We start from the raw sequence: 23520 nt of genomic DNA, 5'->3' as shown, positions 1-23520 counted from the left end.
GCGCCAGCACGGTCGCCAGTAATGTTTTAGGCAGACGCAAAAGAGCCATGTGTTTTCTCTTATCGTGGTGGTTCGAGGACTGCTTTTTCCGCAGGCGCCCTACTCTTCGAATATCGCCACCGCCCGAACAAAACCCGCCGACGCATGCTTGATCTTGTAAGGGAAACACGACACCTCGAAGCCACTGGCCGGCAGGGATTCCAGGTTGGCGAGTTTTTCCATTTGCCCGTAACCGATATCACGTCCGGCCTTGTGCCCTTCCCAAATAATCGAGGCATCGCCGTCGGCTGCAAAACGCTCACGGGTATATTTGAACGGCGCATCCCAACTCCAGGCATCAGTGCCAACGACCCGCACCCCGCGTTCCAGCAGATACAACGTGGCTTCTCGACCGATGCCCACACCGGCATCGAGATATCCTGGCTGGCCGAACAGCGCGCCGGCCCGAGTGTTGATCAGCACGATGTCCAACGGCTGCAATGTGTGACCAATTCGAGCCAGTTCCGCTTCGATCTCGTCCGCGGTCACCACATGACCATCGGCCATGTGCCGAAAATCCAGCTTCACACCCGGTTGCAGGCACCACTCGAGCGGCAACTCATCGATACCAAAAGCCGGCTGTCCGCCATCGGTGGTCGAGGCGTAATGCCAAGGTGCATCCATGTGCGTGCCGCTGTGAGTGGTGATGTGCAGTCGCTCGGCGGCCCAGGATTCGTTTCCCGGCATCTGCTCGAGTTGCAAGCCGGGAAACATCGCGGCCATTTCCGGCCAGCCTTGCTGGTGATCCATGTAATCGATCTTCGGCAACAACGGTGGCGGATCGGTGTAGGGGTTGTTGTCGAGGGTGACCGAGAGGTCGACGAGGCGACGTTTTGGCTTAGTTGGCTGCGACATGAAAGGTGTCTCCGGTCAGCGGCATATGTCTGGGATTCGAAGGGTTGAGGGCGTTGCGCACCAGCGTGGCCGCGTTACGGTCATGGTTGAATCCTGCAGCGCGCGCCTGCGGTGTTTTCAAGGGCGGCATACGTCCGAACAATGCTTCCAGTCGGGCGTCCGGCACAAAGCCGATCAATGCGCGGCGCTCCTGCCCATAACGTTCGGCCAATGCGTCGATCACCTGGGCAATCGACAGATGCAGAACCGGCAACTGCCACACCCGTTGCGCGCCAAGCAAGGTGCCATCCAGCTCTGCGGCGTGGATCAGGTTGTTCACGCAACAACGGGCAGACATCCACCACGCCGTCGCTTCTGGAGAAACCGGGCATTGATAGGATTGACCGTCGGCGAAGGCTCGCATCAGGTCGCTCATGAATGCAGAACGCAATCCATTGGGTTCGCGGGGCCGGGCGACGATGCCTGGCAGGCGCAACACACGACCGTCCACATCACCCCGCCGGGCTAGATCACTGATGGCGCTTTCCACCATGGCTTTGTGAGTGCCATAGGACAATTCGGGACGCAACTCGGCCGTCTCGTTCATCCGTGCGGGTAGAACACCGCCGTACACCGCCACGCTGCTGGCATACACCAAAACTGGCGGATGGGTTTTGTTGCGCAGCTGATTAAGCAATTCCAGGCTGGCCAGCAGGTTAACCTGGTAGCCGAGGTCGTACTGCTCTTCTGCCGTGCCACCGGGAACACTCACCAGATGGAACACCACATCAATGCCGTCGGCCAATACCCGACGCATCAAGGCCAGATCCGTCACGCTGCCGAAATGACGACGAAGACGGGCATCTTCCGGCAGGCCCTGCAAGTCTTTGTCCAGTACCAGCAACGAGTCGATGGCCTGCCCTCGCAAGCTGCCCAGCGCCAGCAGACAGCGCACGAGTTCACGTCCGACAAAACCATTGGCACCGGTAATCAATACACGCATAAAGCGCTCCTCAGCCTTGGGCCTGAACGATGCATTGATCGATTGCCCCGAACAGCGACTGGCCATCGCTGCCGGTGACATCCATGTGCACGCGGTCACCAAAGCGCATGAAGCCAGTTTGTGCGGCACCCAGCTCAATCATCTCGATGGCGCGCCGCTCGGCAATGCACGCCGATCCCGCGCTTCTGTCGGCATTGGAGACCGTACCGGAACCAATCAGCGTGCCCGCTCGCAGCCTGCGAGTGAGCGCGGCATGGGCAATCAACTGGCCAAAACTGAAGTTCATCTGCCCGCCGTGCGGATGACCAAACCATTGGCCATTCCAGTGCACCTGCAAAGGCAAATGCACACGCCCGTCGCGCCAGGCATCGCCCAGTTCGTCGGGTGTGATGGCCAGCGGGGCGAAGCTGGAGGACGGCTTGGCCTGCAAGAACCCAAACCCCGTCCTCATTTCCCGAGGGGCCAGGGCGCGCAAGCTGACGTCGTTGATTTGCAGGATCAGTTTGATGTGTTGTTGTGCCACCTCGGCGGCGCAGCCCATCGGCACATCATCCACGAGCACCACAAACTCGCCCTCGAAATCGATGCCCTGGCTCTCGCTCGGCAGCGCGATATCGTCCCGTGCGCCAATGAAATCGTCGCCGGCGCCCTGATACATCAGCGGCGTGTTTTCGACCCCGTCGATGGGGTCAAGGTTGAACGCTTTCTGCATCAGCGCACCGTGACTGAGAAATGCCGAGCCATCGCACCATTGATAAGCGCGGGGCAATGGCGCCATCGCCTGGGCGGGATCGAAGGCGAAGGCATCCGCCACCTCGCCCGCATTCAACTGAGCCGACAGCAACTGCAAGCGAGGCTCGGTAGTGCTCCAGTTCTCGATTGCCTGTTGCAAGGTGAGCGCCACGGAACGGGCATCCACTGCCCGGGCGAGATCCCGCGAGACCACGACGAGCTGACCGTCGCGGCTGCCGTTTTTCAGGGTGGCGAGTTTCATGCCGATGCTCCCTTGCCATTGCTCAACTCAGCGGCGAAACGCCCATCAAGCAGAATGAAGACCATGCGCGCCATCGCTTCGGTTCGGTTGCTCCAGGCGTGGTTGGTGCCACGTTGAACCACCACGTCGCCGCGTTTGAGGTGCACCTCTTCCTTATCCAGCACCAGCCACACCTCTCCTTCGGTGACGATGCCATAGTCGAGGGTCTCGGTGCGGTGCATCAATTTATGCCTGGAGTCGTGTTGACCGGTGCCCGCTTGGGACTCGCCGATTTCAGCGAACACCGCCGCGGCATCTTCGGCGCTGACCTGGTTCTGCACGCTGTCCGGTGGAATATCCACCACGCGAATGACACTGCCCTGTGGCCCGGGACTGAGTTGCAGGGGCTTGCTGCTTGGGTCACTGGCGTTGTCGAGCAAAGCCGGGCTGGTGCTGCTGTTCCACAGTTCGTAAAACACGGTGCCCGGCACGGCCGATAGCGGGAACACGTTCGGCGTGGGTCCGCTACTGGCGACGATGGCCTGGCCCTGCTGATCGTGGCCGGTGACCACTCGTTTGAATTCAGGAAGCGCTTGCATGGAAAATCCTCGTTCAGTTTCCGTCGCCAATGGTCTTGCCACCGGCTTCAACATTCGCGTGCTGCAACAGACCGCCGAGCCTGGGTACGGCCAGGCAAAACACCGCCACCAGCAGTTGCGATCCGCCCACGATCCCTAACGCACGGGGCAGCGCCATGGCGTCACCATGGGTCAAGGCGAGAACCGCCAGGGGGCTGATAAATTCGCCGGCGAAGATGGCCGCGGTAAAACACCCCGCCGCCCGCCCGCGTTGATGGAAATTGACTTGCGCCATGATCCAGGTGATCAGCGTCGGCAACATCAAGCCAATGCCCAAGCCGTTGATGGTCACTGCGACCACGACCTGCACATGGGTCAAGGCCTCAGCCATCAGCAACCCGCCGATACCTGCCAGCACATAGGCGATCAGCAGCATGTGGTGCCCACGCATCCCGCTGAACAAACGAAAGCTCAGCGCACCGATCAGCACGCCCAGTTGGTTGGCGCCCATGGTCATACCGATTTGTTGCGGGGCATCTACTTGCAGAAGATTGAGCAGATAACCGGCCTGCACCGGCACGATAAACAGGCTCAAACCTGCCAGCAGTGACAGCACATACATAGGCATCAGCGCACGCCACGGAAACTTCCCGGTTGGCAACGACTGCAGGGGTTGTCCGGTTTGTGGGCGGGCTTGCGGCTCCCACAACTTCCAGGCCATCAGTGGCAGGAAAATCAAACCCACGGCGTACAACGCAAACGGGGTGCGCCAGTCGTTTTGACCCAGGAAGCCACCCAACGCGATGAACACAGCAGCCGACAACGACGTGGCGACCATCTGCAAGGCAAACAGACGCTCACGCCTGGCACCGCTGTAGTAATCGCCCATCAGCGTGGTGCAGCAGGTCATGATGCCCGCCTCGGCCAATCCGATACCCGCCCGGCTGAGTACGATGGCCTGCAGTGAATCGAGCCAAAGCGGCAGCACACCACAGAGGACATACAGCAGCATGCTCGCCAGCAACAAGGGCTTGCGCCCAAGGCGATCGGCGATCAGCCCGGCGAACGGCGCCAGCAAGGCAATCACCAACGCTGGTAGCGTCAGTACGATGGGAACCAGTACGGCGCTGCCGTCGACGCCAGCAAAGTGCGCCTGCATCCGCGGCAACACCGGGGCCAGCAACACCGCACCCAATACCGGCAGGCAGCTGCCCAGCAGCAACAACATCGACTGCGCCAAACCGGCCTGACGGATGGGTTTTACGAAGGTATCAGCGACCATGGCAGTGCTCCTTGAGGCGCAGGTGATGAACGTCCGCGACCACTGCTGGCTCGGCCCCCGCCCTATGGGTGACCGGCATTGGTACAACGGCGTCCTGCGCATTGCGCCCTGCGGGTAACAGGAAGTACGCCAGCGCCGGCAGCAACACCAATGCACCGACCATGTTCCAGACAAACATGAAGGCCAGCAGCACGCCCATGTCGGCCTGGAACTTGATCGGTGAAAACGTCCAGGTCGCCACGCCGATGGCCAGGGTGATTCCGGTCAGCATCACCACCTTGCCGGTGGATAGCAGTGCGCGGTAATAGGCTTCGGACAGGCTCGCCCCTTGGCGCAGGTGACCCAGGAGAATGCTCATCACGTACAGCGCATAGTCGACCCCGATGCCGACGCCCAAGGCGATGACGGGCAGCGTGGCGACTTTCACGCCGATGTTCAGCCAGACCATCAAGGCTTCGCAGAGGATGGAGGTGAGCATCAGCGGAATCACCGCGCACACCGTCGCGCGCCAGGAGCGGAAGGTGATCAGGCACAGCAAAATGACCGCGCCGTAGACCCAGACGAGCATTTCGCGATTGGCTTGCTTGACCACAATATTGGTCGCCGCTTCGATGCCGGCGTTACCCGCCGCCAGCAGGAACTGCACCTCGTCGGTGTTGTTCTCGGCGGCAAATTTTTCCACATGCTCAACCAGGCGGGTCAGCGTCTCGGCCTTGTGGTCGGTAAGGTAGGCGTACAGGGTCAACAGGCTGCAATCTTCGTTGTACAACCCTCGCGGCGCGCTGGCGGTGATCATATTGAGCATCGCCTGATTGTTCTGCAGCTCGTACCACTTCGGGTTGCCTTCACTGAGCCCGACCAGCATGCGCCGGTTCAGCAACGCCAGCGAGTTGGTCGAATCCACGCCTGGCAAAGCGCGCAGTTGCCAGTCAAGGGCATCGACCTTGGCCAGGATGTCGTAGCGTGCACAGCTGCTGGCCGGGGTTTTCACCATCACCGCGAACAGATCGCTGCTGGCGCCGTAATGACGGGTCAGAAAAGCATCGTCCTGGTTGTAACGCGAGTCCGCACGCAGTTCCGGCGCACCGGCGTCGAGGTCACCGATTTTCAGTTGCAGGCTGACCAGAAAGCCGAGTGCTGCCAAGGCTAGGCTGATGGCGATGCACAGGCTGGCCCAGCGCCGATGAGTGAACAGGTCCAGAAAACGCCAGAACGCATGGCGCGCCTGCCCGCTTTGCTCGGCCTGTTCGCTCTTGAGGCTCAGTTGTGCGGCACGCGGCGTCACGCCGACATAAGAGAGCAAAACCGGCAGCAATATCAGGTTGGTGAAAATCAGCACGGCCACGCCAATGCTGGCGATCACGGCGAGGTCCTGAATGACCTGGATCTTGATCAGCATCAGTACCGCAAAACCTACAGCGTCACACAGCAGCGCTGTCAGCCCGGCGAGAAACAACCGGCGAAAGGTGAATCGCGCAGCCACCACGCGGTGCATGCCACGCCCGATGTCTTGCATGATGCCGTTCATTTTTTGTGCGCCGTGGCTCATGCCGATGGCAAACACCAGAAACGGCACCAGTACCGAGTACGGGTCCAGCTGGTAATTCAGCAATGGCAGCAGACCGAGCTGCCAGACCACCGCCACCAGCGAGCACAACACCACCAGCACCGTACTGCGCAGGCAACGGGTGTACCAGAACAGCACGGCAGTGGTGATCAGGATCGCAACGGCGAAGAACAGCAGGATCTGCTTAAGGCCGGCAATCAGGTCGCCGACTTTTTTTGCGAAACCGGTGATGTGAATCTCGATGTTGGTACTTTGATAGGTGCTGCGCAGGGTCTCCAGTTGTTCGGACAGCACCGCGTAATCCAGCGCCTTGCCGTCGGTGGTGGTTGCCAACAATGGGACATAGATGATGCTGGAGGTCTGGTCGAAGGCCACCAGTTGACCGAGTTCGTTGGAGCGTTGCACGTTGCGGCGCAGCGCATCGAGATTGGCAGCGGTGCCGCTGTAGTCGTCCGGGATCACCGGACCGCCATCCAGGCCATCTTCGGTCACCGCGACCCAGCGCGTGGCTGGGGTCCATAGCGACTTCATGTACGCACGGTCGACACCCGGCAGCAGGTAGAGCTTGTCGCTCAGGGCCTGCAGGGTCTTCAGGTACTCGGCGTCGTAGATGTCGCCGCGCTTGTTCGCTACCACAATCCGCAGGGCATTACCCAAACCCGTGAGCTGTTTCTGATGCTCAAGGTAGTTTGCAATGTAAGGCTGCTGTGTGGGGATCATCTTTTCGAAGCTGGCATTGAGCTCGATACGGGTGGCTTGATAACCCAATACCAGGGTCGTCAGCACACACACCAGCAGGACCCACAGGCGGTGGTTGAACAGCGTGCGTTCCACCACTGAACCGGAGCGTGGATCGAAATTCGCCAGGCTGGCCGTGGCGTTGTCGAAAGACTTCATAACCTCACTCCGAAGCGTTGGCGTTTGACGGCGATAGGCGCGTCAAACCAGTGAAACCCGCCAGCGTCAGGCTGCCATCGGCGGCCTCGATAACACTGGACACGGGCTTGCCGAGCGGTTTGCCATAGGGCACGAGCGTTGCGCCGGGCTGGCTGTTGGTGCGAAACAAGGCGCCGCTCTGATTGACCAGCAACAACTGGCCGTCGTCGGTACGGATGGCATCGCTGAAAGACACCGGCATCGACACCGGCGCAGGCTGGAAGCTCTGGCCCAGGTCGCGGGAGGCAAACGCATTGCCCTTCAACCCGGCCACCAGCAACACACCGTCGTCGCGCATTTGCAGGGTGAAAAAGCTCCCCATGTAAGGGCTTTCCAACTGCGTGAACGATTGGCCCGAATCGTCGGAGCGCGCGAGGTAGCCCTGCTCGCCGGCGAGGAACCAGTGTTGACCCTGTTGAGTGATCGCGGACAAATGCGCGCCCGTGGGGTTATCGATTTGCCCCGCGATGGATTGCCAGGTGGAGCCGCCATCGTCGGTGCGAAAGGCCAGGCCGTACGCCCCTACAATCAGGCCGTGTCGGGCGTCGACGAACTGCACGGCCAGAAACGGTTTGTCAGCCCCGTCACCCACCAGTCTTTCAGCCGTTTGCACACGCGCGGCGGCGGCATCCTGGTCGTTGGCCAAAGGCAGTTGTTGGCGCGCGGCAGCCAACTCAAGCTGTGCGGCACGCAGGCCATCCAGTTGCACCACCCAGTGCTCACCTCCGTCACGCGATGCCAATACAACACCCGCATGCCCGACGGCCCAGCCCGTCTGGGCGTCGACGAACTGCACCGCCGTAAGGCTGACCGAGACCGGCACCGCCGCTTGACGCCAGCTGACGCCGTTGTCATCGGACAGCAACACAATGCCCCGCTCACCCACCGCCACCAGCCGTGCGCCCGCCCGTTCCAGGTCCAGCAGCACCGCAGATTTCGCTTGCGGCGCCTGCATCGCCGGCGTTTCGAGTGCGTCGCCCACCGTAGCGGCGTGCGCGTGGCACAACGGCAACGCCATAAGGCACATCAGCCGACCCATCACCTGACAGAATCTGTTCATTACCGACCTCGACAAACCTTTTGAAACCGGATCACGATTCGCAAACCGTGATCCGGTCCGTCTCAACGAACCCCGGCACCCGCCATCGCCGCCGGCGAAAACTCGGAGGCCTTGTAGCGATCCACGATGCCGTACTGCTCGGGCTGACCGGTGTAGACGTTCTGGATAAACCAGGCGCCGGAGGTCAGGTCGTAAAAGCCCGAAGACAATTGCGCTTGCGCAGGCAGGTCCGGGAGTACTGCCGGCAACGACCACAGGGTCTTGGCCAGTTGACCATTGGCGTCCCAACGGTCGCCGAGCATGGCTTGCCAGGTGTCCTCATCGAGGTAATAACGACCCTTCGGCAACTGATGGCGCTTGCCCGGTGCCAGGTCCGCTTCCACAACCCACACTCGGTGCAATTCCCAGCGCACGTAATCCGGGTTCATGTGGTGAGCGAGAAACAGGTCTTCAGGTTTGGCAGCGGCCTGAACTTTGTTGGTGTTGTAGGGGATGTACATCTCCTGCTTGCCCACCAGCTTCCAGTTGAAGCGGTCCATGCGACCCTGGAATACGCTCAACTCGTCGAACGACATCACCCCGGCAGTCGCCGGCGTCGGCGTGTCGCAGCAGGCATTCGGCAGCTTGCGTACGCGACGTTGGCCGGTCAGGTAAACGTGCGCCTGGGACAGGTCGCCGTTGATGTTGGTACGGCCCATGATCTGTTCACCGGCGCGCAATGGCGGACCGACGTTGAGCAGTCGGAACATCCAGTAGTCACCGGCAAAGGACTCCGGTGTCCCTTCCTGGTAGTAATACGGCATCTCCTGAATGGCCTTACCGTCAGTGGTCATGACCTGCTTGCCGTCGGCGGTCATCAGGTAGTGACGAAAATGCATCGACACCGAGGTACCGCGCCAATTCAACACGTGGTTCCACATGGCTTCGGCGCCGTTTTGCGGGATCGGAAACGGGATGCCGCCAAAGGCGCCTTCGGGTACCGGGCCGGCGCTGCTATCCACCAGCTTGGCGCGGGTGGCATTTTTCAGGGTGTTGTCATACACCCACTGCGGCGCGGCAGCGGTGCGGCGTGTCGGGTAAACGTCGATGCGATACGTGTCCGGGAAACGCTTGAACATTTCCTTGGTGCCGTCGCTGAGTTTGCCGGCGTATTGCGCAAGGTTCTTCGAGGTAATGCTGAACAGCGGTTTGTCCGCCGCGAACGGATCGGTACGCTTGCCGCCTTCCTTGAACGACGGATCGACTTTGGTGTAACCACCGTCCCAGGCGGGAATGGAGCCGTCGGCGTTACCGGCGCGCTCGGCCCCGAAGGGTGTCAGGCTTTTCGAGAGTTTGGCCGCGTCTTCAGCCGTCGCCGCCAGTGTCACTTGGCTGCAAATGGCCAGGCTGCCGAGCAGTGCCAGGCAAAGGGCTTTGAGCTTGAAGGCTCCGGATTTCTTGTTGTAGGTCATGCGCAAGTCCTCTTAAAACGTGGTCTTGACGGAGAAAGCCAGGTAGTCCCGGTCTTTCAGCGATTGCTTGTAATTGAACTGGCTGGCCGCGTTGAGGTTGGTGTCCTCGGCGCCGTAGTAATGCGTGTAGGTCAGGCCGGCGGTGACGCGATCCAGGTAAGTGGCGGTGATGCCGATGTTCATGTCGCCGCCGTTATCCGGGCCAAAGGAGCTGACAACGGCCGACTTGCCCAACGGGAAATAGCTGACGCCGATTGGAATGCTGATATCGATGCCGGAGAAAAACTGGCGGTAGGTCGGGGTGTAAACCATCTTGAATCCGAGGCCGTCATCAGTGGCGTTGGGGTCAAGCGCAGCGCGGTTTTTCGTGACGCTCAGCAGTCGGTTCCAGGCGATCTCACCGACCAGTCCCGATTCCCTGGCAATGAAGTTGGGGCCGAACGAAGCCAACACGTTGAGGTTGACGTGAGCGGTACGACCCACGGCGTACAGGGCATCGTCATCGTTATCGGCGACAACGCCCGGCAAGACGGTTTGACCGTTGGAAACCAGCGGCATGTTCCAGCGCATCGACGCTTCACCGGCAAAGCTGTACTCATCGACGGTGGTCGAAAAACTGGTGCCGAAAGCGCGAATGTCTTCCGGGTAAACCCAGTAGTACTCGCCGATCTGGCCCGTGCTGAAATTCGGTGCACCGCTGTTGGGCTTGAGGTAAAGCTTGGGGGTTTTGTCGTGGTACTGAATCGCGTAGAGACCGTACTCGACGGTTTCCGCGCTGTACTTCAACTGCAGCCCGCCCTGCCCCGAACTCTTCGCCTCCTTGTCATTGCCGTGGAAAAACGCCGCCGGGCTGCCGGGATTACCGCCGAGGAATGGGGGAAATGGCGCGCCCACGATCAAGCGTTCGTTGCCTTCACCAATGGTGTCGCTGGTGGAGAAGTAACTGCCGGCACCCGGCAGGCGCGTCTCCTCCCACTCCAGCTGGTAAAAGGCGCCGAGCGAGACGTCATCGGTCAGCTGGAAAGTCCCCGACAGTTGATTGACCGGCCGGGTGATTTCCTTGAACTGGGTGTTGGGTACGGACTGCGCTTTCACCACGTCGACCGGCGCCATGCCACCGGCAATGCCGTTGGCCCCGAAGAACAAGCTCTCGCCCCAGATCAAGCCGTGGCGGCCGGCGCGCACGGACGTGGCGTGATCGGCCAGCTCGCCGTTCCAGTACACGAATGCATCGAGCAATTCACCGTCACCGCCATGCAGATGACGGGTGTCATCGGTAAATTCGTCGTAGGCCACGGAACGGGCGTTGGCACGCGCCGGATCGTCGTTATCGTTGTCGTGCTGATATTCAGTGTCGTACCAGGCGGCGCCACTGAGGCGCGCGCCGACGTTTTTGAACGACATGTCCAGCTCGGAAAGGATGTCCGTGCGGTTAGAGATCAAGCCCTTTTTGAACGCCCGATCGCCGTCGTCCTGATTGAGCGCAACCCGCCCCTCACTTAGTTTGCTGCTGGGATCCTGGGCGCGCCATGCGGCGCTGTACTTGACGGTGTTGTCCCAACGCAGGCTGAAATCCGGATTGCCGGTATCCACCTGAAAGGCGTGTGCAGCCTGGCTGCACAGCACCAACGCTGCGGCCAACGAGAAACCAAAGGGTGCAGACATGCAGACCGGGCGGCGCGCAAGCGTCGCAGTCATGGAGCTAACCATCGCGTTAACCTCTTGTTTTTATAGTGGTAACTGCTGTGGGTGACGGCCCTGTCGAATCAGATCGGCTCAGCCGTGCGCGCAAGCATTTGCTTGACCAGGCCGATGCGGTCGAACTCGCGGTCGTGTTGCATTTCCTTGTCGCCCGCCAGCACCGAGCTTTCGCTGATGAACTTGCAGCGTTCGAAACGGCGCGCCATGAAGCGCTTGAGAATTTGCTCGACGCTTCCCTCGCCAGTCAGTTCTTCACTGAGCACGATGGCATCTTCTATCGCCATGCCCGCCCCCTGACCCAGGTGTGGTGTGGTCGCATGGGCGGCGTCGCCGATCAACAAAACGCGGCCGCGGTACCAAGGCTCATTGACGAAAACCACTTCCATTGGCTTGTAAACCACTTGGCTGCTGTCGGTGATTTGTTCACGTAACTGGCCGATGAGGCCGGTAAAGCCTTGCAAGCGCTGACGCATCTGCTCGGCCAGCGACTGCGGGTCCATCCAGGGATTGGACGGTTCGTGAGAAGTGAGGAACAGGTACATCAAGTCACCGGCCAGCGGCACCAGGCCGGCGTTACCGTCAGCGCTCTGATAGTTGGCGAGGTGATCGATTTGCGGGTCGCGTGGAAAGTTGTAGCGCCATACCGATTGGCCGGTAAACCTGGGCGTGTACGTGTCACCAAACAGCAAATCGCGCACTTTGGAGAACAAACCATCGGCCCCCACCACTAGGTCATAACTACCGCGGCTGCCGTCGGTGAACAACACGTCGACGCAGTCATCCTGGTCATTCAGGGTTTCTACGCTGAGTCCAAGGCGTACTTTGGCGCCCAGTTCCAGGGCCGTTTCACTGAGGACTTTATGCAGTGCCAGGCGTGAGATACCGACGTTCGCCGGGTAGGCAGGCCCAGCCAGGCGCTGACCCGGGATGCGTGCCAATTGCTGACCGGCCGGGCCATAGATGGCGACGTCTTCAAAGGCATACGCCGCATCGAGATAACCGTCGAGCACGCCCAACTTGGCCATTTCGCGAACGACGTTGCTTTGCTGGATGATCCCGACACCGTAAACGGTCCATTCTGACTTGAGTTCGATCAGGTCGACTTCAATGCCCTTGCGCCGCAGTGCGATGGCTGCACACAAGCCGCCAATACCACCGCCCACGATCAGAACTTTGTTCACTGCACTCATGGTGTACTCACTTTTTATTCTTGTGATTCGATGCAGCGCCGGGCACTGCGTCGTTAGGTCCAGCTTCTCGTCAAAGCAGGGATTTGACTAATCGCGAGTAGGGATGCGATGTATCGCCAAACGCGATACCTCATCCGACTCTGATATCGCCGTCTTTACAGGTATTTCCAACACCACCCAGCCCTCCTCCAGACGCCATGACAGCGCGTCCAGCCGTTGGCCCAGACACGGGCCGTAGACACATTCGCCGGTGTCCGGAAGGAACTGCGCACCGTGGGCGTAACAGACGATCAACTGACCGTCAGCCGACAAAAACCGGTCCTTGCGGTACTCCAGGCGTACATCCAGATGCGGGCAACTGTTGCGATAAATCCGCACCTGCCCTTCGTGCACCAGTGCAAAAACTGTGTCCCTGCCGCACTGCGATGGATCGAATCCGCGCGCCTGCCCTTCTGCCAATTCGTCCATCCGGCACAGGAAAAAATCGCTGTGGTCCATGACAGAAACCTTTGTAGGAGCGAGCCTGCTCGCGAAAAACCTGAGAGCACCGCGGGGCATCAGGCTCCCCGCATCATCGTTTGCCTCCATCGCGAGCTTGCTCGTTCCTACCGGGGCGGGCCGCCCGGCGCCCATTTTTCTTTCGAGGTGAACAGGAACAACTGCGAGTTATCCGCCGACAGTGGTGCGCGGCGCGCCTCCCAGGCGTCATCGTGTTTGTCCATGTCGGCGTCGTATTCGATGTGGCAGCCCAGCGGACTGTTGAAGTACCAGAACCAGTTGGAGCCAAAGAGATGACGGCCAGGGCCCCAGAAACTGGTCCAGCCTTTTTGTTCGAAGCGTGTACCGGCCAACAACACTTCAGTGCCACTGCCCATGTGAAAAGTGAAGTGTTCGCAGCCCTTCATGTGCGGCGGAGTCTGGATCATGAACAGGCAATGGTGGTCATCGGACCCCGCCGGACGCATGAATGGCCCTGCCCCGATGAAAGTGTCGGTGGTTCGAAAACCCAGGCGCTCGGCGTAGAAGGCTTCGGCCTTGGCGGCATCCGGGACGAAATACACCACGTGCGACAGCGTGCGCGGCGTGGCGCTCATCTCGAGGGTGATGCCCGGTTGGTTAAGCGGACGTTGTGGCGCGTGGCCGGCGGCGTTGGTCAAATCGTCTGGCGCGACGTAGGACTTGCGGACGGTGACCTGGAAAGCGATGGCAAACCCCATGTCGTCGACGCTGTGCAGCACGCCGTTTTCTCGGGTGACCTGACGGTCTCGCGCCAACTCGTCTTCGATGGCGTCGAGGTCAGCCACGCTGGCAACGCCGTAAACGGTTTCGCGAATCGACGGCGCCGGGCCGATGGCAATCGGTAGCGTCGGATCGTCCGCACGGCGAATGATCACGGCCGTACCGTCCAGTGCTTCAAAACGCCCGCCGCTGCTGTCGACGTCAACCGGCGCCAGGCCGTAATCACGCAGGCAATCGGTACAGGCTTGGATGTCATCGACGCCAAAGATCAGGGCATCAAGGCCAATGATGTTCATCGCTACCACTCCATTGAAATTAGTATCCGGAAGCAGGCACTGGCGGCTCGCAAGCGCACTCAGCGATGCATGGAATCCGGTGGTGGTGTCGGCAACAAGGCCGACTGCGGCGAAGATTGCCGTGCGGTTTGGCAGTTGACTAATCGCGAGTGAGGATGCGACCTATCGGCAAACGCGATACCTGAGTGCGCGGGATAACGGCAGACGGACGGGGTTGACGGGACGATGAATTAACCGGAATGTATCGCGAAAATAAATACAACAGCGGATATGCCTGATGCGTTTCAACCACCTGGACCTGAACCTGTTGGTCGCACTCGATGTATTGCTTGAAGAGCAGAACATCACCCGTGCCGCCGAACGCCTGCACATGACGCAGTCCGCCACCAGTGGGGTATTGGGACGCCTGCGAACCTATTTCGAAGACGAATTGCTGGTGCAGGTGGGGCGTAAAATGCAGCCAACACCTTACGCGCAAGAGCTTGCCAAACCCATCCGTGAAGTGCTGCTGACGATCCAGTCGTCGATCACTGCCAAGCCGGTGTTCGACCCTACGACCAGCAAACGTCATTTCCGCCTGGTGACTTCGGACTACCTGATCAGCGTGCTGTTTGCCCAGGTGATACAGAAGATCCATCAGGAAGCGCCCAACATCACCTTCGAAATGATCGGCCCCGGTGACAGTTCCGCTGATTTGTTGATTCGTGGCGAGGTCGATCTGATGATCGTGCCTGAGCGCTACATCATCGAAGGTCACCCTCACCAGTTGTTGTTCGAAGAAGAGCACGTCTGCGTCGTCTGGCAGGGCAATACCCAGGTCGGCGACAGCCTGACCCTTGAGCAGTACATGGACATGGGCCATGTCTCTGTCGGTTTTGGTCGCAGCCGGCACTTGAGCATCGAAGAGTGGTTCATGAACCAGTACGGTTTCAACCGCCGCATCGAAGTCATCACCAACGACTTCAACACCCTGCCGCAACTGGTCGTCGGTACCCAGCGCATCGCCACCATGCACCAACGTCTGGCACGGTTGTACGCCGAGCATTTGCCGCTGCGCATCCTCAATCCACCGGTAAAGATTCCGGTCATGTGCGAGTTCATGCTCTGGCACCGCAGCGTCGACGGTGACCCCATGCACCGCTGGCTGCGCGAACGCATCAGCGCATTCATCCAGCATCTTGAACACGATCATATCGCCGCTCGCGATACCTCCCATCCGGAGTCACGATTGGCTAATTAGCCGGGGCGTCCTTAACGTGCCTTGTGAACGACAAGGCAACCACAAGGACAACAACAATCATGTTCCGTTACTTCCCGACCAATTACGTATGGAATCTCTCCGTCGACCTGGCCATCGAGATGGGCGCCCGTATGGGCGAAATTGAAGAGATGTGCGCACCGCTACAGGAAGCCGCCCAGCAACCCGATGCCGCTGGAACCAAGGCGTTTCGCGAAACCTGGGCAAAGATGGCCGACAAACTCTGCGGCCTTGCTGAAGAAGATGAAGGCAATGGCCGACTGCTGTCTGCTGGTGAAAAATACAACCGCGCCGCCACCTACTACCTGACCTGCGAACGTTTGCAAGCCCACGGCGCGCCGGGCCGGACAGAGCTGTACCAGCGTTTTCTGCAGACGTTCAAACGCGGTATCGAACTGTCTCGCGAGAACTGTGAGCGCGTAGAAATCCCCTACGAGGGCAAACATATTTCCGGCTTGCTGGTACGTGCCGAAGGCGTGACCGGTCCGGCCCCGATCCTGGTGCAGGTCAATGGACTGGATTCGACCAAAGAAATGAAATATCGCGTCGGGCTGCCAGCGTGGCTGGCGAAGCGCGGTATTTCATCGTTGATCATCGATCAGCCCGGCACAGGAGAAGCGCTGCGATTGCACAATCTGGTCGCCCGTTTCGACAGCGAGCATTGGGCCAGTCGGGTGGTCGACTGGCTGGAAAGCCGTAGCGACGTGGATGCCAAACGTATTGGCCTGGAGGGTGTCTCGCTCGGCGGCTATTACTGCCCGCGTGCGGTGGCGTTCGAACCCCGGTTTGCGTGCGGTGTGGTGTGGGGCGCCAACCATGACTGGCGCGATGTGCAAAAACGTCGCCTGGAAAAAGAAGGCAGCTTCCCTGTTCCGCACTATTGGGCGCACGTTTGCTGGGTGTGGGGGGCGAAAGATATGGATGAGTTCATGGCCATCTCCGAAAACGTGCACCTGGATGGCGTACTGGACCGGATCAAGGTTCCATTCCTGGTGACCCACGGTGAAAAGGACTCACAGATTCCATTGAAGTGGGCACATCGCACGTACGAGCAACTGGTCAACAGCCCCAAACGCGAGCTTAAAATCTTCACCGAACGCGAAGGTGGCGTGCAGCATTCCAGCTTCGACAACAGCATCAACGCGGGCCAATACATCGCCGACTGGATTGCCGAAACATTAGGCGGCCACACCGCGTAACCTGCGCCCTCCACAAACTCGCTTGCCAGCGATGGCGATGTCACATTCGCCATCGCCAGCAAGCCGGCTCCTACCGATTTGTGTGGTACCAAACAATCCGAACTCCCCCACGATCCTGTAGGAGCTGGCTTGCCGGCGATGGCGTTTTGTTGAGCGCCGAACGAGCTCAGTTGGGTGCTCGAGGTACAGCAGCTATTGACGCCATCAATACGCGAGCATTGATGCAAGTTGCTGGTGGCATGCATGGCCCTGCCCTAGCCTCGCTTTGCATAACAACCCACACAGTGAAACGCCATGCCCGCCCTACACCTGAAATGCCAGACCCTGTTCGACGGTACCGGCCTGCAAACCCGTCAACAGCAAACCCTTATCGTGGAAAACGGCCTGCTGTCGTACGTCGGCCCGACCGCCCTCGCGCCGCCGACGCAACCGGGCGACACCCTGCTGGACGCCGGCGATAATTTTGTCATGCCGGGCCTGGTGGATGTGCACACCCATTTGGCCTTCGGCAACGCGCAGAGCGAAGAAGACATTGATATCTGGACCAGCGACGAGTTCCGTGCGCTGCGCGGCATGTTCTTCGCCCAACACGTGCTGGCCGCCGGTGTGACCAGCATGGTCTGCCCGGGCGATAGCGGCCAACTCAGCATCGCTGTGCGCAACGCAATCGCTGCCGGTTTGTTCGAAGGCCCGCGTATCGCCGCCAGCAGCCGGGTCATCACCAATCGACAGAGCCTCAACGACTGGTTTCCGAGTCGAGTAGGTGCTCCGGAGTATTTCACTGCGCGCCTGGTCACCAGTCGCAGCGAAGCGTTGGCTGAAATCCGCAAACAGGCCAAGGATGGCGTCGACCTGATCAAGATCGCCATGGACGGCACCCACCGCCGCCCGAACGGCGAAATCATCGCCGCGTTCACCGCCGAAGAAACCTATGAGATGGTCGAAGAAGCTCACCGCCTGGGCTGCAAAGTGGCGACCCACGCCTATGGCCGAGAAGCTGTGATGTACGCCGCACGCGCCGGTGTCGATCTGGTGTTCCATGCCTTCTACATGGACGACGACTGTATCGAGGCATTGCTCGAAGCCGGCAGTATTCTCGCGCCGACCATGACCTTCCCGCAAAACACCGTGGACTTCTGCCAACCCCACGATCCAGCCATCAGCACCGGTTATGCCGGTTACTGTGCCCGCACCCTGGAAGTCGGTTCGGCGGTGCTCAAACGTGCCAAGGCCGCTGGCGTGCCGTTCGCGTGTGGCAGCGACAGCGGTTTTGCGGTAACGCCCTATGGCGAGTGGCACGCTCGTGAGCTGGAACTGTTGGTCACCCGGCTGGGCTTCACCCCCGCAGAAGCGCTGTATGCCGCCACCAACGTCGGTGCGCGCTGCATGCCACGCGGTGAGACCATCGGCACCCTCGAAGTGGGCAAGCAAGCAGACTTCCTGTTGCTCGACGGTTCGCCGTTGCACGACATCCGCATCCTGCAAGACCGCTCTCGCCTTAAAGCCGTGTACAAGGCTGGCCAGTCCGTGCGCATGGAGCGCAGCCCCTACAACCCCAAACAGGTCTCTGATTTCAACTCGCTGAAATGGACTGATCTTTACACCCGGGACCGCGTGACCCAATTGGGCAAGTGGGCACAATGAGGACCAACGCCATGCAGCAACTCGACCTGATGACCGCCACCAACATCGCCAGCCATGCCATCCGCATCGCTCGGGAAACGGGCATCAACCCCCTTGCGGTGGCCGTGCTGGATGCTGCGGGTCATCCGCTGGCAGTCTTGCGTGATGAACATGCCAGTTTCCTTCGACCACAGATCGCCACCGGCAAGGCACGGGGTTGCCTGGGAATGGGCTTTGGCGGGCGCGAACTGGCCCGGCGCGCACAAGCGATGCCGGCGTTCTTCGACGCTATCAACAGCCTGACCGGCGGTGAGGTGATTCCCGTCGCCGGAGGCGTGTTGATTCGCAATGCCGAGGGACTGATTCTGGGTGCCATTGGCGTCAGCGGTGACACTTCGGACAACGACGAGCGCTGCGCTTTACAGGCTATTGAACAGGCTGCGCTGGTGGCGGATACCGGTGATCAGGTAGAGCACTGATCAAGCAACGCGGCCTGCTGCGATAACAGGCCGCGAAACCACACCATCGCCGGGTCATGATCTTGATAAGGGTGCCATTGCAATACCTGAACGGCATCAGGAAATGCCAGCGGTGCCGGGTGAATACGCAACGGATAATGTTGAGCGAAGCGCTGCGCCTGGCGGCGAAACACGGTGGCGATCCGGGCAGTACCGACAATGAATTCGGGCATTAACATAAAGCTTTCCAGGGCCACTGCCACTCGGCGATGAACGCCCGACTCATGCAAGTGCGCTGCATCCATCGCCAGATTTCGACCATCGGCAAACTCGCGAACCACGTGCTCCGCCTCGCAATAGTGGGCCAGGCTCAAGCCTTCGGCGAACCGCGGTTGCCGAGCGCAGACGATGCAACAAAGCTCGTCGTTCATCAGCGGTAGATGGGGGTACGCCGGATTCAATCGCCGCTGCGGCACAATCACACAATCGCTGCGGCGATAGTCGAGCGCTTCGCTGACCACGTCACCGTCACGCGGCACAGGCATGTCCCGCAGACTCAAGCGCACACCAGGTGCGATTCGGGCCAACTCAAGACTGACGGCTGGCAGCAGGACGCCAGCTACGTAGTCGGAAGCCACCAAAGTGAAGTGCCGAGTGCAACTGGTCGGTTCAAAATTGACCGGTGCATCGACAATCTCACGGGTCAGAGCCAACGCTTCACGCACTTTGGGAAGCAGTTCCAGACCCAACGCCGTGGGTTCCAGACGCCGTCCAATCTGGACCAGCAACGGATCATTGAAATGCTCACGCAAACGTCCGAGCGCCGAACTGGTTGCCGACTGCCCCAGGCACAATCGCTCGGCGGCCCTGCTGACGCTACATTCGCTCAACAAGGCGTCCAAGGCGACCAGCAGGTTCAAGTCAAGACGTCGATAACGCATGTCGTATCCAGTTTAAGTTTTCAGGTGTTTGAACTACGTCGCTGATCACACACAGCGGGAGTGCTTCAGGTGTCGCGGTGAAACGCCCCTACCGCTTCACCAAGGCTGACGCTCAGGCGCTGCAAGTCGCCATTAGCTGTTTCCAGCCGAGCACACTCCTCGGCATTTTGCTCGACTACCCTGTCCACCTGCCCAAGCGCTGCATCGACTCGGCAGGCTATGTCATGTTGCGATGCTGCGGCGTGGGCAATTCTCTGTCCGCTGCATTCAACTCGCGAGATGGCCTCGGTAGTCGCACCCAGGACCTGACTGGCGCGCACTGTCAGCTCAACGCCTTCGGCAGTCCGTCGCTGACTGTCGAAAAGACTGGTTGCGGTGTCGCCGGTGACCTTCCAGAGGCGTTGGATCATGCTGTCGATCTCGCCAGTCGATGCTCGCGTTCGACTGGCGAGTACCCGAACCTCGTCGGCCACTACAGCAAAACCGCGACCCTGCTCACCGGCTCGCGCTGCTTCGATGGCGGCATTCAAGGCCAATAGATTGGTCTGTTCGGCGAGTGCGCTGATCACATCCAGCACACCGCTAATAGCCTGGCTTTCGCTTTGCAACAGTTGCATGGAACCCACGCTGCTGGTCATTTCCCGCGATAGCTGCTGAAGGCTTTGACTCGCCTGTCGCACCAGGTCGTCGCCATGATGAATCAGCTTGCAAGCATCGCCCAGGCTCGCCTGGCTTCCCGCGACTTGCTGGTTGACCTGTGCCGCCGCTTGGGTCATATGCTGCATGGCCGCAACCACCTCGGCGGTCTGCTCGCGCTGTGCGCGCACACCCTGCCCGGTGCGATCTACCACTGCACCCAGCGAGACGGCCGCAGCGTCCAGTTGTTGCACGTCGCTGCCGATTCGCCCCACAAGATGGCGCAGCGCCTGCAACATCAGGTCAATAGCACTACCGAGCTGGCCCAACTCATCTTGTCGATCAAGCAGCGCGGGTCGATCCTTCAGATTTCCCGCAGCCACCCGTTGCGCCAGTCCCAGCATCATTTTCAGTGGCGAAACAATTGAACGCTGGATCAAAAGGCACGCGCCGACACTGAGCAACACGGCAAGCAGCACCATCACTGCAAGTTGCTGATCCAGACGTCTTTGGAGTAATTCATAAGACTGTGCAGCCCGAGCCCGCTCGCTTTCCAGCACCATCGTCACTTGTTCAGCGGACACCGACATGCTCACTTGTTGCGCCATGGCCTGCTCACCGCTGCTGGCGAAACCCAGAAATGCCTCGCGGTACTCGGCCAACGCTGCGCTGGCCTCATCCAGTGCACGACGACGATCGCCATCGAGCTGCGAATTCAGACTGCCTAGCGCGCTGGCAAGCTCATTGACCCGGTTGACCCAGTCGTCCCGATATCGGTTTTGCGGATCGAGGGAAAAATACAGCTCGCTGTCACGCAGATTGGCCAAGCGCTCGCGCAATGCCACCGCCTCTTCCAACTGCTGCATTGACTGCGCTTGGGGCAGCTGGTGTTGCTCAAGATTGAGGTTGATATCGTCTAATTGGTCGAGGAATACTTCGCTGAATCGCTGCCCTGTCGTTTCCGCCAGCACTTGCATACGCAGCCTCGCCCGAATCGCCTGGTAGCGCGCTTCGGCATAGGCCTGAAATGCCTTCAGGTAACGGTCGGATGACTGGGCAAGCGTCTGCCTGAAGCCCTCTCCCGAAAGAGCAAGCGACGGCCCGACTTGTAGTTGACGTAAAGAATCCTCGACCTGCGCAGCCGATTCTCGTGACGGCAGCAAACCAAAATCCCGCTCGGCAAGCCGCGCCTGGGCAAGACTGGCTTTCTGGCGATCCAGCTCTCGTAACTGTGTGGTGCTTGATTGCGTTACCCGCACCGAATACCAAGCGGTGAGCGCCATGCCCATCGTGCAGATCAGGACCAGACCGAAGCCGAGCGTTAACTTGCCGCCGACACTGAGGCGGTTCAACGAAGCACCCAATCGATGGACTCTCACTTGCTCGGCCTGTATGCGGCGATAGAGCGATCAGCCATCGAGTGAACCCCATTATTGTTTTAATCGGGGCAGGTTGACGTGACAGAGCGAAGCTGACCAATCGCTTGTGTGGATGCGACCCATCGGCAATCGCGATACCTGAAAGGCACTCGAGTTTCAGGTAGCCAGATTCAAGCGTCTTCGGGGTCGTACTCGTTCACATTGGCGACCTGGGAATGCAGTCGGCCCAACAACTCGACGAGGGTGTCCACTTCCGAGGCAGATAGCTCGCTGAGCAGCCGCCGCTCACGTTCCAGTGCAACCTTCAGGACTCGCTCATGCAGGGCTTTGCCGCTGTCCGTCAGGCTGACGGTATAGCGCCGCGCATCCTTTGAATCGACCTGGCTGCAAATATGCCCGGCACCTTCCAGCGACTGCAATGAACGGCTGACCGCGCTCTTGTCGAGGCCGATCGTCTGGCAGATTCGGTTGGCGGTGATGTCATTTTCCACAGCAAGCATCGAAAGCATTCGCCATTCGACGACACCGATACCGAAATGCTTGCGATAGCACTGCGATGCGCCTGAGGAGAGCTTGTTGGACAAGAAATTCAGCAGTGCCGGGACATAACGCGTGAGGTTCAGTTGGGATTCTGCAGACATTGAGCGAACACCTTGGATCGGCGGGGCCTTGGAATTTTAGTTGACACCGCAACTAAATAATCGGAGGATTTCTCTACCGAACGTCACGGGCGATTCGCTGCATGATATGCCGCCGCCCTGCCTCATAAAAATAATTATCAGGTTTTGGTCATGAACCCCTTCAATCTCATCGCCTTCGTCTTTCTCGTGCCAGCACCCGGCTGATCCGTCCCCGGCCAGTGCTCTAACCGACGCTTTTTTTTCAGCAGCCACTTCAGTGTGGAGGGACAAGTCATGCTTCAAGTCAACGTCACCCGCAAAGCAGACGAAGCCGAAGGCATCTGCAGTTTCGAACTATGTGCCGCCGATGGCAGCACGCTGCCGGCGTTCGAGGCCGGCGCCCATATCGACATTCACATTGCCGATGGCCTCACCCGCCAATACTCCTTGTGCAACGACCCCAAGGAACGCCACCGCTACCTGATCAGCGTGCTCAAGGACCCGAGCTCTCGGGGCGGCTCCAGAGCCATGCACGAGCAGATTCAGTCTGGGCAAACACTCAGCATCAGCGCTCCGCGCAATCTTTTCCCGCTTGATCACTCAGCCAAGCGACACCTGCTGTTTGGTGGAGGTATCGGTATCACGCCCATGCTGGCGATGGCCTGGGAGCTGTCACATCAAGGGGCCGATTTCGAATTGCACTACTGCTTCCGTTCGAGCCAGCGCGCGGCGTTCGTCACGATGCTTGCTGATACCCCTTTCGCCGACCGCATAAAGCTTCATGACGACAGCGGCCCCCAGATGCAGAAGCTGGACGCGCCAGCCTTGCTCACGCCCTTCCACGCTGACACCCATCTGTATGTGTGCGGGCCGGCCGGCTTCATGAACTACATCCTCGCTTCAGCGCAGAACGCCGGGTGGCCGCAAGACCGGGTACACAAAGAATTCTTCGCCGCCGACCCTATCGATCAAAGCGCCAATGCATCGTTCGAAGTTGAACTGGCAAGCAGTGGCCAGGTTTTTCAGATTCCTGCCGAACGTACGGTGTTCGAAGTGCTCGACGAGGCCGGCATAGCGATCGAGTCATCTTGCGAGCAAGGCGTCTGCGGGACCTGCGTCACTCGCGTACTGCAGGGCATACCCGAACACCGGGACAAGTTCCTGACAGTGGCCGAACACGCCGCAAACGACCGCTTTACCCCCTGCTGCTCTCGCGCCAGGTCATCACGCCTGGTGCTCGACCTGTGAATTCAAACA

20 protein-coding genes are annotated in these 23520 nt (G+C 59.8%); 5 read left to right on the top strand and 15 right to left on the bottom strand.

All coding sequences use genetic code 11. The annotated features are described in order from the left end of the window. Positions 1-99: 99 nt before the first annotated feature. From CKW15_RS24135 to CKW15_RS24080, 12 genes are all read right to left on the bottom strand, one after another. Entirely contained in the window at positions 100-894 is a 795-nt protein-coding gene (locus tag CKW15_RS24135; protein WP_095152805.1) for a cyclase family protein, read from the bottom strand. Beyond that, positions 878-1876 carry an NAD-dependent epimerase/dehydratase family protein gene (locus CKW15_RS24130; RefSeq protein WP_095152804.1) on the bottom strand — a complete coding sequence of 333 codons (999 nt, stop codon included), beginning with the start codon at positions 1874-1876 and terminating at the stop codon, positions 878-880. Before CKW15_RS24130 ends, CKW15_RS24135 begins: the two co-directional genes overlap by 17 nt. A gap of 10 nt (positions 1877-1886) precedes the next feature. Then, positions 1887-2870 carry a fumarylacetoacetate hydrolase family protein gene (locus CKW15_RS24125; RefSeq protein ID WP_095152803.1) on the bottom strand — a complete coding sequence of 328 codons (984 nt, stop codon included), beginning with the start codon at positions 2868-2870 and terminating at the stop codon, positions 1887-1889. Then, positions 2867-3448, bottom strand: a complete 582-nt coding sequence (locus CKW15_RS24120) for a cupin domain-containing protein (RefSeq protein WP_095056008.1) — start codon at positions 3446-3448, stop codon at positions 2867-2869. Before CKW15_RS24120 ends, CKW15_RS24125 begins: the two co-directional genes overlap by 4 nt. 13 nt (positions 3449-3461) lie before the next feature. Then, positions 3462-4709 (bottom strand): MFS transporter, encoded by a 1248-nt coding sequence (locus CKW15_RS24115; protein ID WP_095056007.1) that lies wholly within the window; start codon positions 4707-4709, stop codon positions 3462-3464. Further along, positions 4699-7173 (bottom strand): RND family transporter, encoded by a 2475-nt coding sequence (locus CKW15_RS24110; protein ID WP_095152802.1) that lies wholly within the window; start codon positions 7171-7173, stop codon positions 4699-4701. The genes CKW15_RS24115 and CKW15_RS24110 overlap by 11 nt, the downstream gene beginning before the upstream one ends. A 4-nt stretch (positions 7174-7177) precedes the next feature. Further along, the gene (locus CKW15_RS24105; protein ID WP_095152801.1) at positions 7178-8272 is read right to left on the bottom strand and encodes a YCF48-related protein; all 1095 of its coding nucleotides are present in this window, start codon (positions 8270-8272) and stop codon (positions 7178-7180) included. A 62-nt stretch (positions 8273-8334) separates the two neighbouring features. Further along, positions 8335-9723: a DUF1329 domain-containing protein gene (locus CKW15_RS24100; RefSeq protein WP_095056004.1), complete on the bottom strand. Its 1389-nt coding sequence runs from the start codon at positions 9721-9723 to the stop codon at positions 8335-8337. 12 nt (positions 9724-9735) lie between these two features. Then, complete coding sequence (locus tag CKW15_RS24095; protein ID WP_095056003.1) at positions 9736-11433, bottom strand: DUF1302 domain-containing protein; 1698 nt, start codon at positions 11431-11433, stop codon at positions 9736-9738. Between the two features lie 56 nt (positions 11434-11489). Then, positions 11490-12614 (bottom strand): FAD-dependent oxidoreductase, encoded by a 1125-nt coding sequence (locus CKW15_RS24090; protein WP_095152800.1) that lies wholly within the window; start codon positions 12612-12614, stop codon positions 11490-11492. Between the two features lie 87 nt (positions 12615-12701). Beyond that, positions 12702-13112: a Rieske 2Fe-2S domain-containing protein gene (locus tag CKW15_RS24085; protein WP_095152809.1), complete on the bottom strand. Its 411-nt coding sequence runs from the start codon at positions 13110-13112 to the stop codon at positions 12702-12704. A gap of 107 nt (positions 13113-13219) precedes the next feature. Further along, positions 13220-14149, bottom strand: coding sequence for a VOC family protein (locus CKW15_RS24080; protein ID WP_095056001.1), 930 nt, complete (start codon positions 14147-14149; stop codon positions 13220-13222). Between the two features lie 277 nt (positions 14150-14426). Between CKW15_RS24080 and CKW15_RS24075 the strand changes: the two genes are divergently transcribed. The 4 genes from CKW15_RS24075 to CKW15_RS24060 all read left to right on the top strand — a co-directional run bounded on the left by CKW15_RS24075 (position 14427) and on the right by CKW15_RS24060 (position 18708). Beyond that, positions 14427-15389, top strand: a complete 963-nt coding sequence (locus CKW15_RS24075) for a LysR family transcriptional regulator (RefSeq protein ID WP_095056000.1) — start codon at positions 14427-14429, stop codon at positions 15387-15389. Positions 15390-15448: 59 nt separating this feature from the next. After that, the gene (locus tag CKW15_RS24070) at positions 15449-16606 is read left to right on the top strand and encodes a S9 family peptidase (protein WP_095152799.1); all 1158 of its coding nucleotides are present in this window, start codon (positions 15449-15451) and stop codon (positions 16604-16606) included. A 294-nt stretch (positions 16607-16900) separates the two neighbouring features. Continuing rightward, positions 16901-18250, top strand: a complete 1350-nt coding sequence (locus CKW15_RS24065) for an amidohydrolase family protein (protein ID WP_095055998.1) — start codon at positions 16901-16903, stop codon at positions 18248-18250. A gap of 11 nt (positions 18251-18261) precedes the next feature. Next, positions 18262-18708 (top strand): heme-binding protein, encoded by a 447-nt coding sequence (locus tag CKW15_RS24060; protein ID WP_095055997.1) that lies wholly within the window; start codon positions 18262-18264, stop codon positions 18706-18708. Here CKW15_RS24060 and CKW15_RS24055 read toward each other — a convergent pair. The 3 genes from CKW15_RS24055 to CKW15_RS24045 all read right to left on the bottom strand — a co-directional run bounded on the left by CKW15_RS24055 (position 18693) and on the right by CKW15_RS24045 (position 22284). Continuing rightward, entirely contained in the window at positions 18693-19628 is a 936-nt protein-coding gene (locus CKW15_RS24055) for a LysR family transcriptional regulator (protein ID WP_095152798.1), read from the bottom strand. The genes CKW15_RS24060 and CKW15_RS24055 overlap by 16 nt on opposite strands. A 65-nt stretch (positions 19629-19693) precedes the next feature. Continuing rightward, the gene (locus CKW15_RS24050) at positions 19694-21616 is read right to left on the bottom strand and encodes a methyl-accepting chemotaxis protein (RefSeq protein ID WP_256583275.1); all 1923 of its coding nucleotides are present in this window, start codon (positions 21614-21616) and stop codon (positions 19694-19696) included. 197 nt (positions 21617-21813) lie between these two features. Continuing rightward, positions 21814-22284 (bottom strand): MarR family winged helix-turn-helix transcriptional regulator, encoded by a 471-nt coding sequence (locus CKW15_RS24045; protein ID WP_053160863.1) that lies wholly within the window; start codon positions 22282-22284, stop codon positions 21814-21816. 273 nt (positions 22285-22557) lie between these two features. On the opposite strand from CKW15_RS24045, the gene CKW15_RS24040 reads away from it, so the two are divergent. Then, positions 22558-23511 (top strand): PDR/VanB family oxidoreductase, encoded by a 954-nt coding sequence (locus tag CKW15_RS24040; protein ID WP_095152796.1) that lies wholly within the window; start codon positions 22558-22560, stop codon positions 23509-23511. The last annotated feature ends 9 nt before the right edge of the window (positions 23512-23520 follow it).

The organism is Pseudomonas sp. Irchel s3b5, assembly GCF_900187435.1.
Classification (GTDB): domain Bacteria; phylum Pseudomonadota; class Gammaproteobacteria; order Pseudomonadales; family Pseudomonadaceae; genus Aquipseudomonas.
This window is presented reverse-complemented; position numbering and strand designations above follow the sequence as displayed.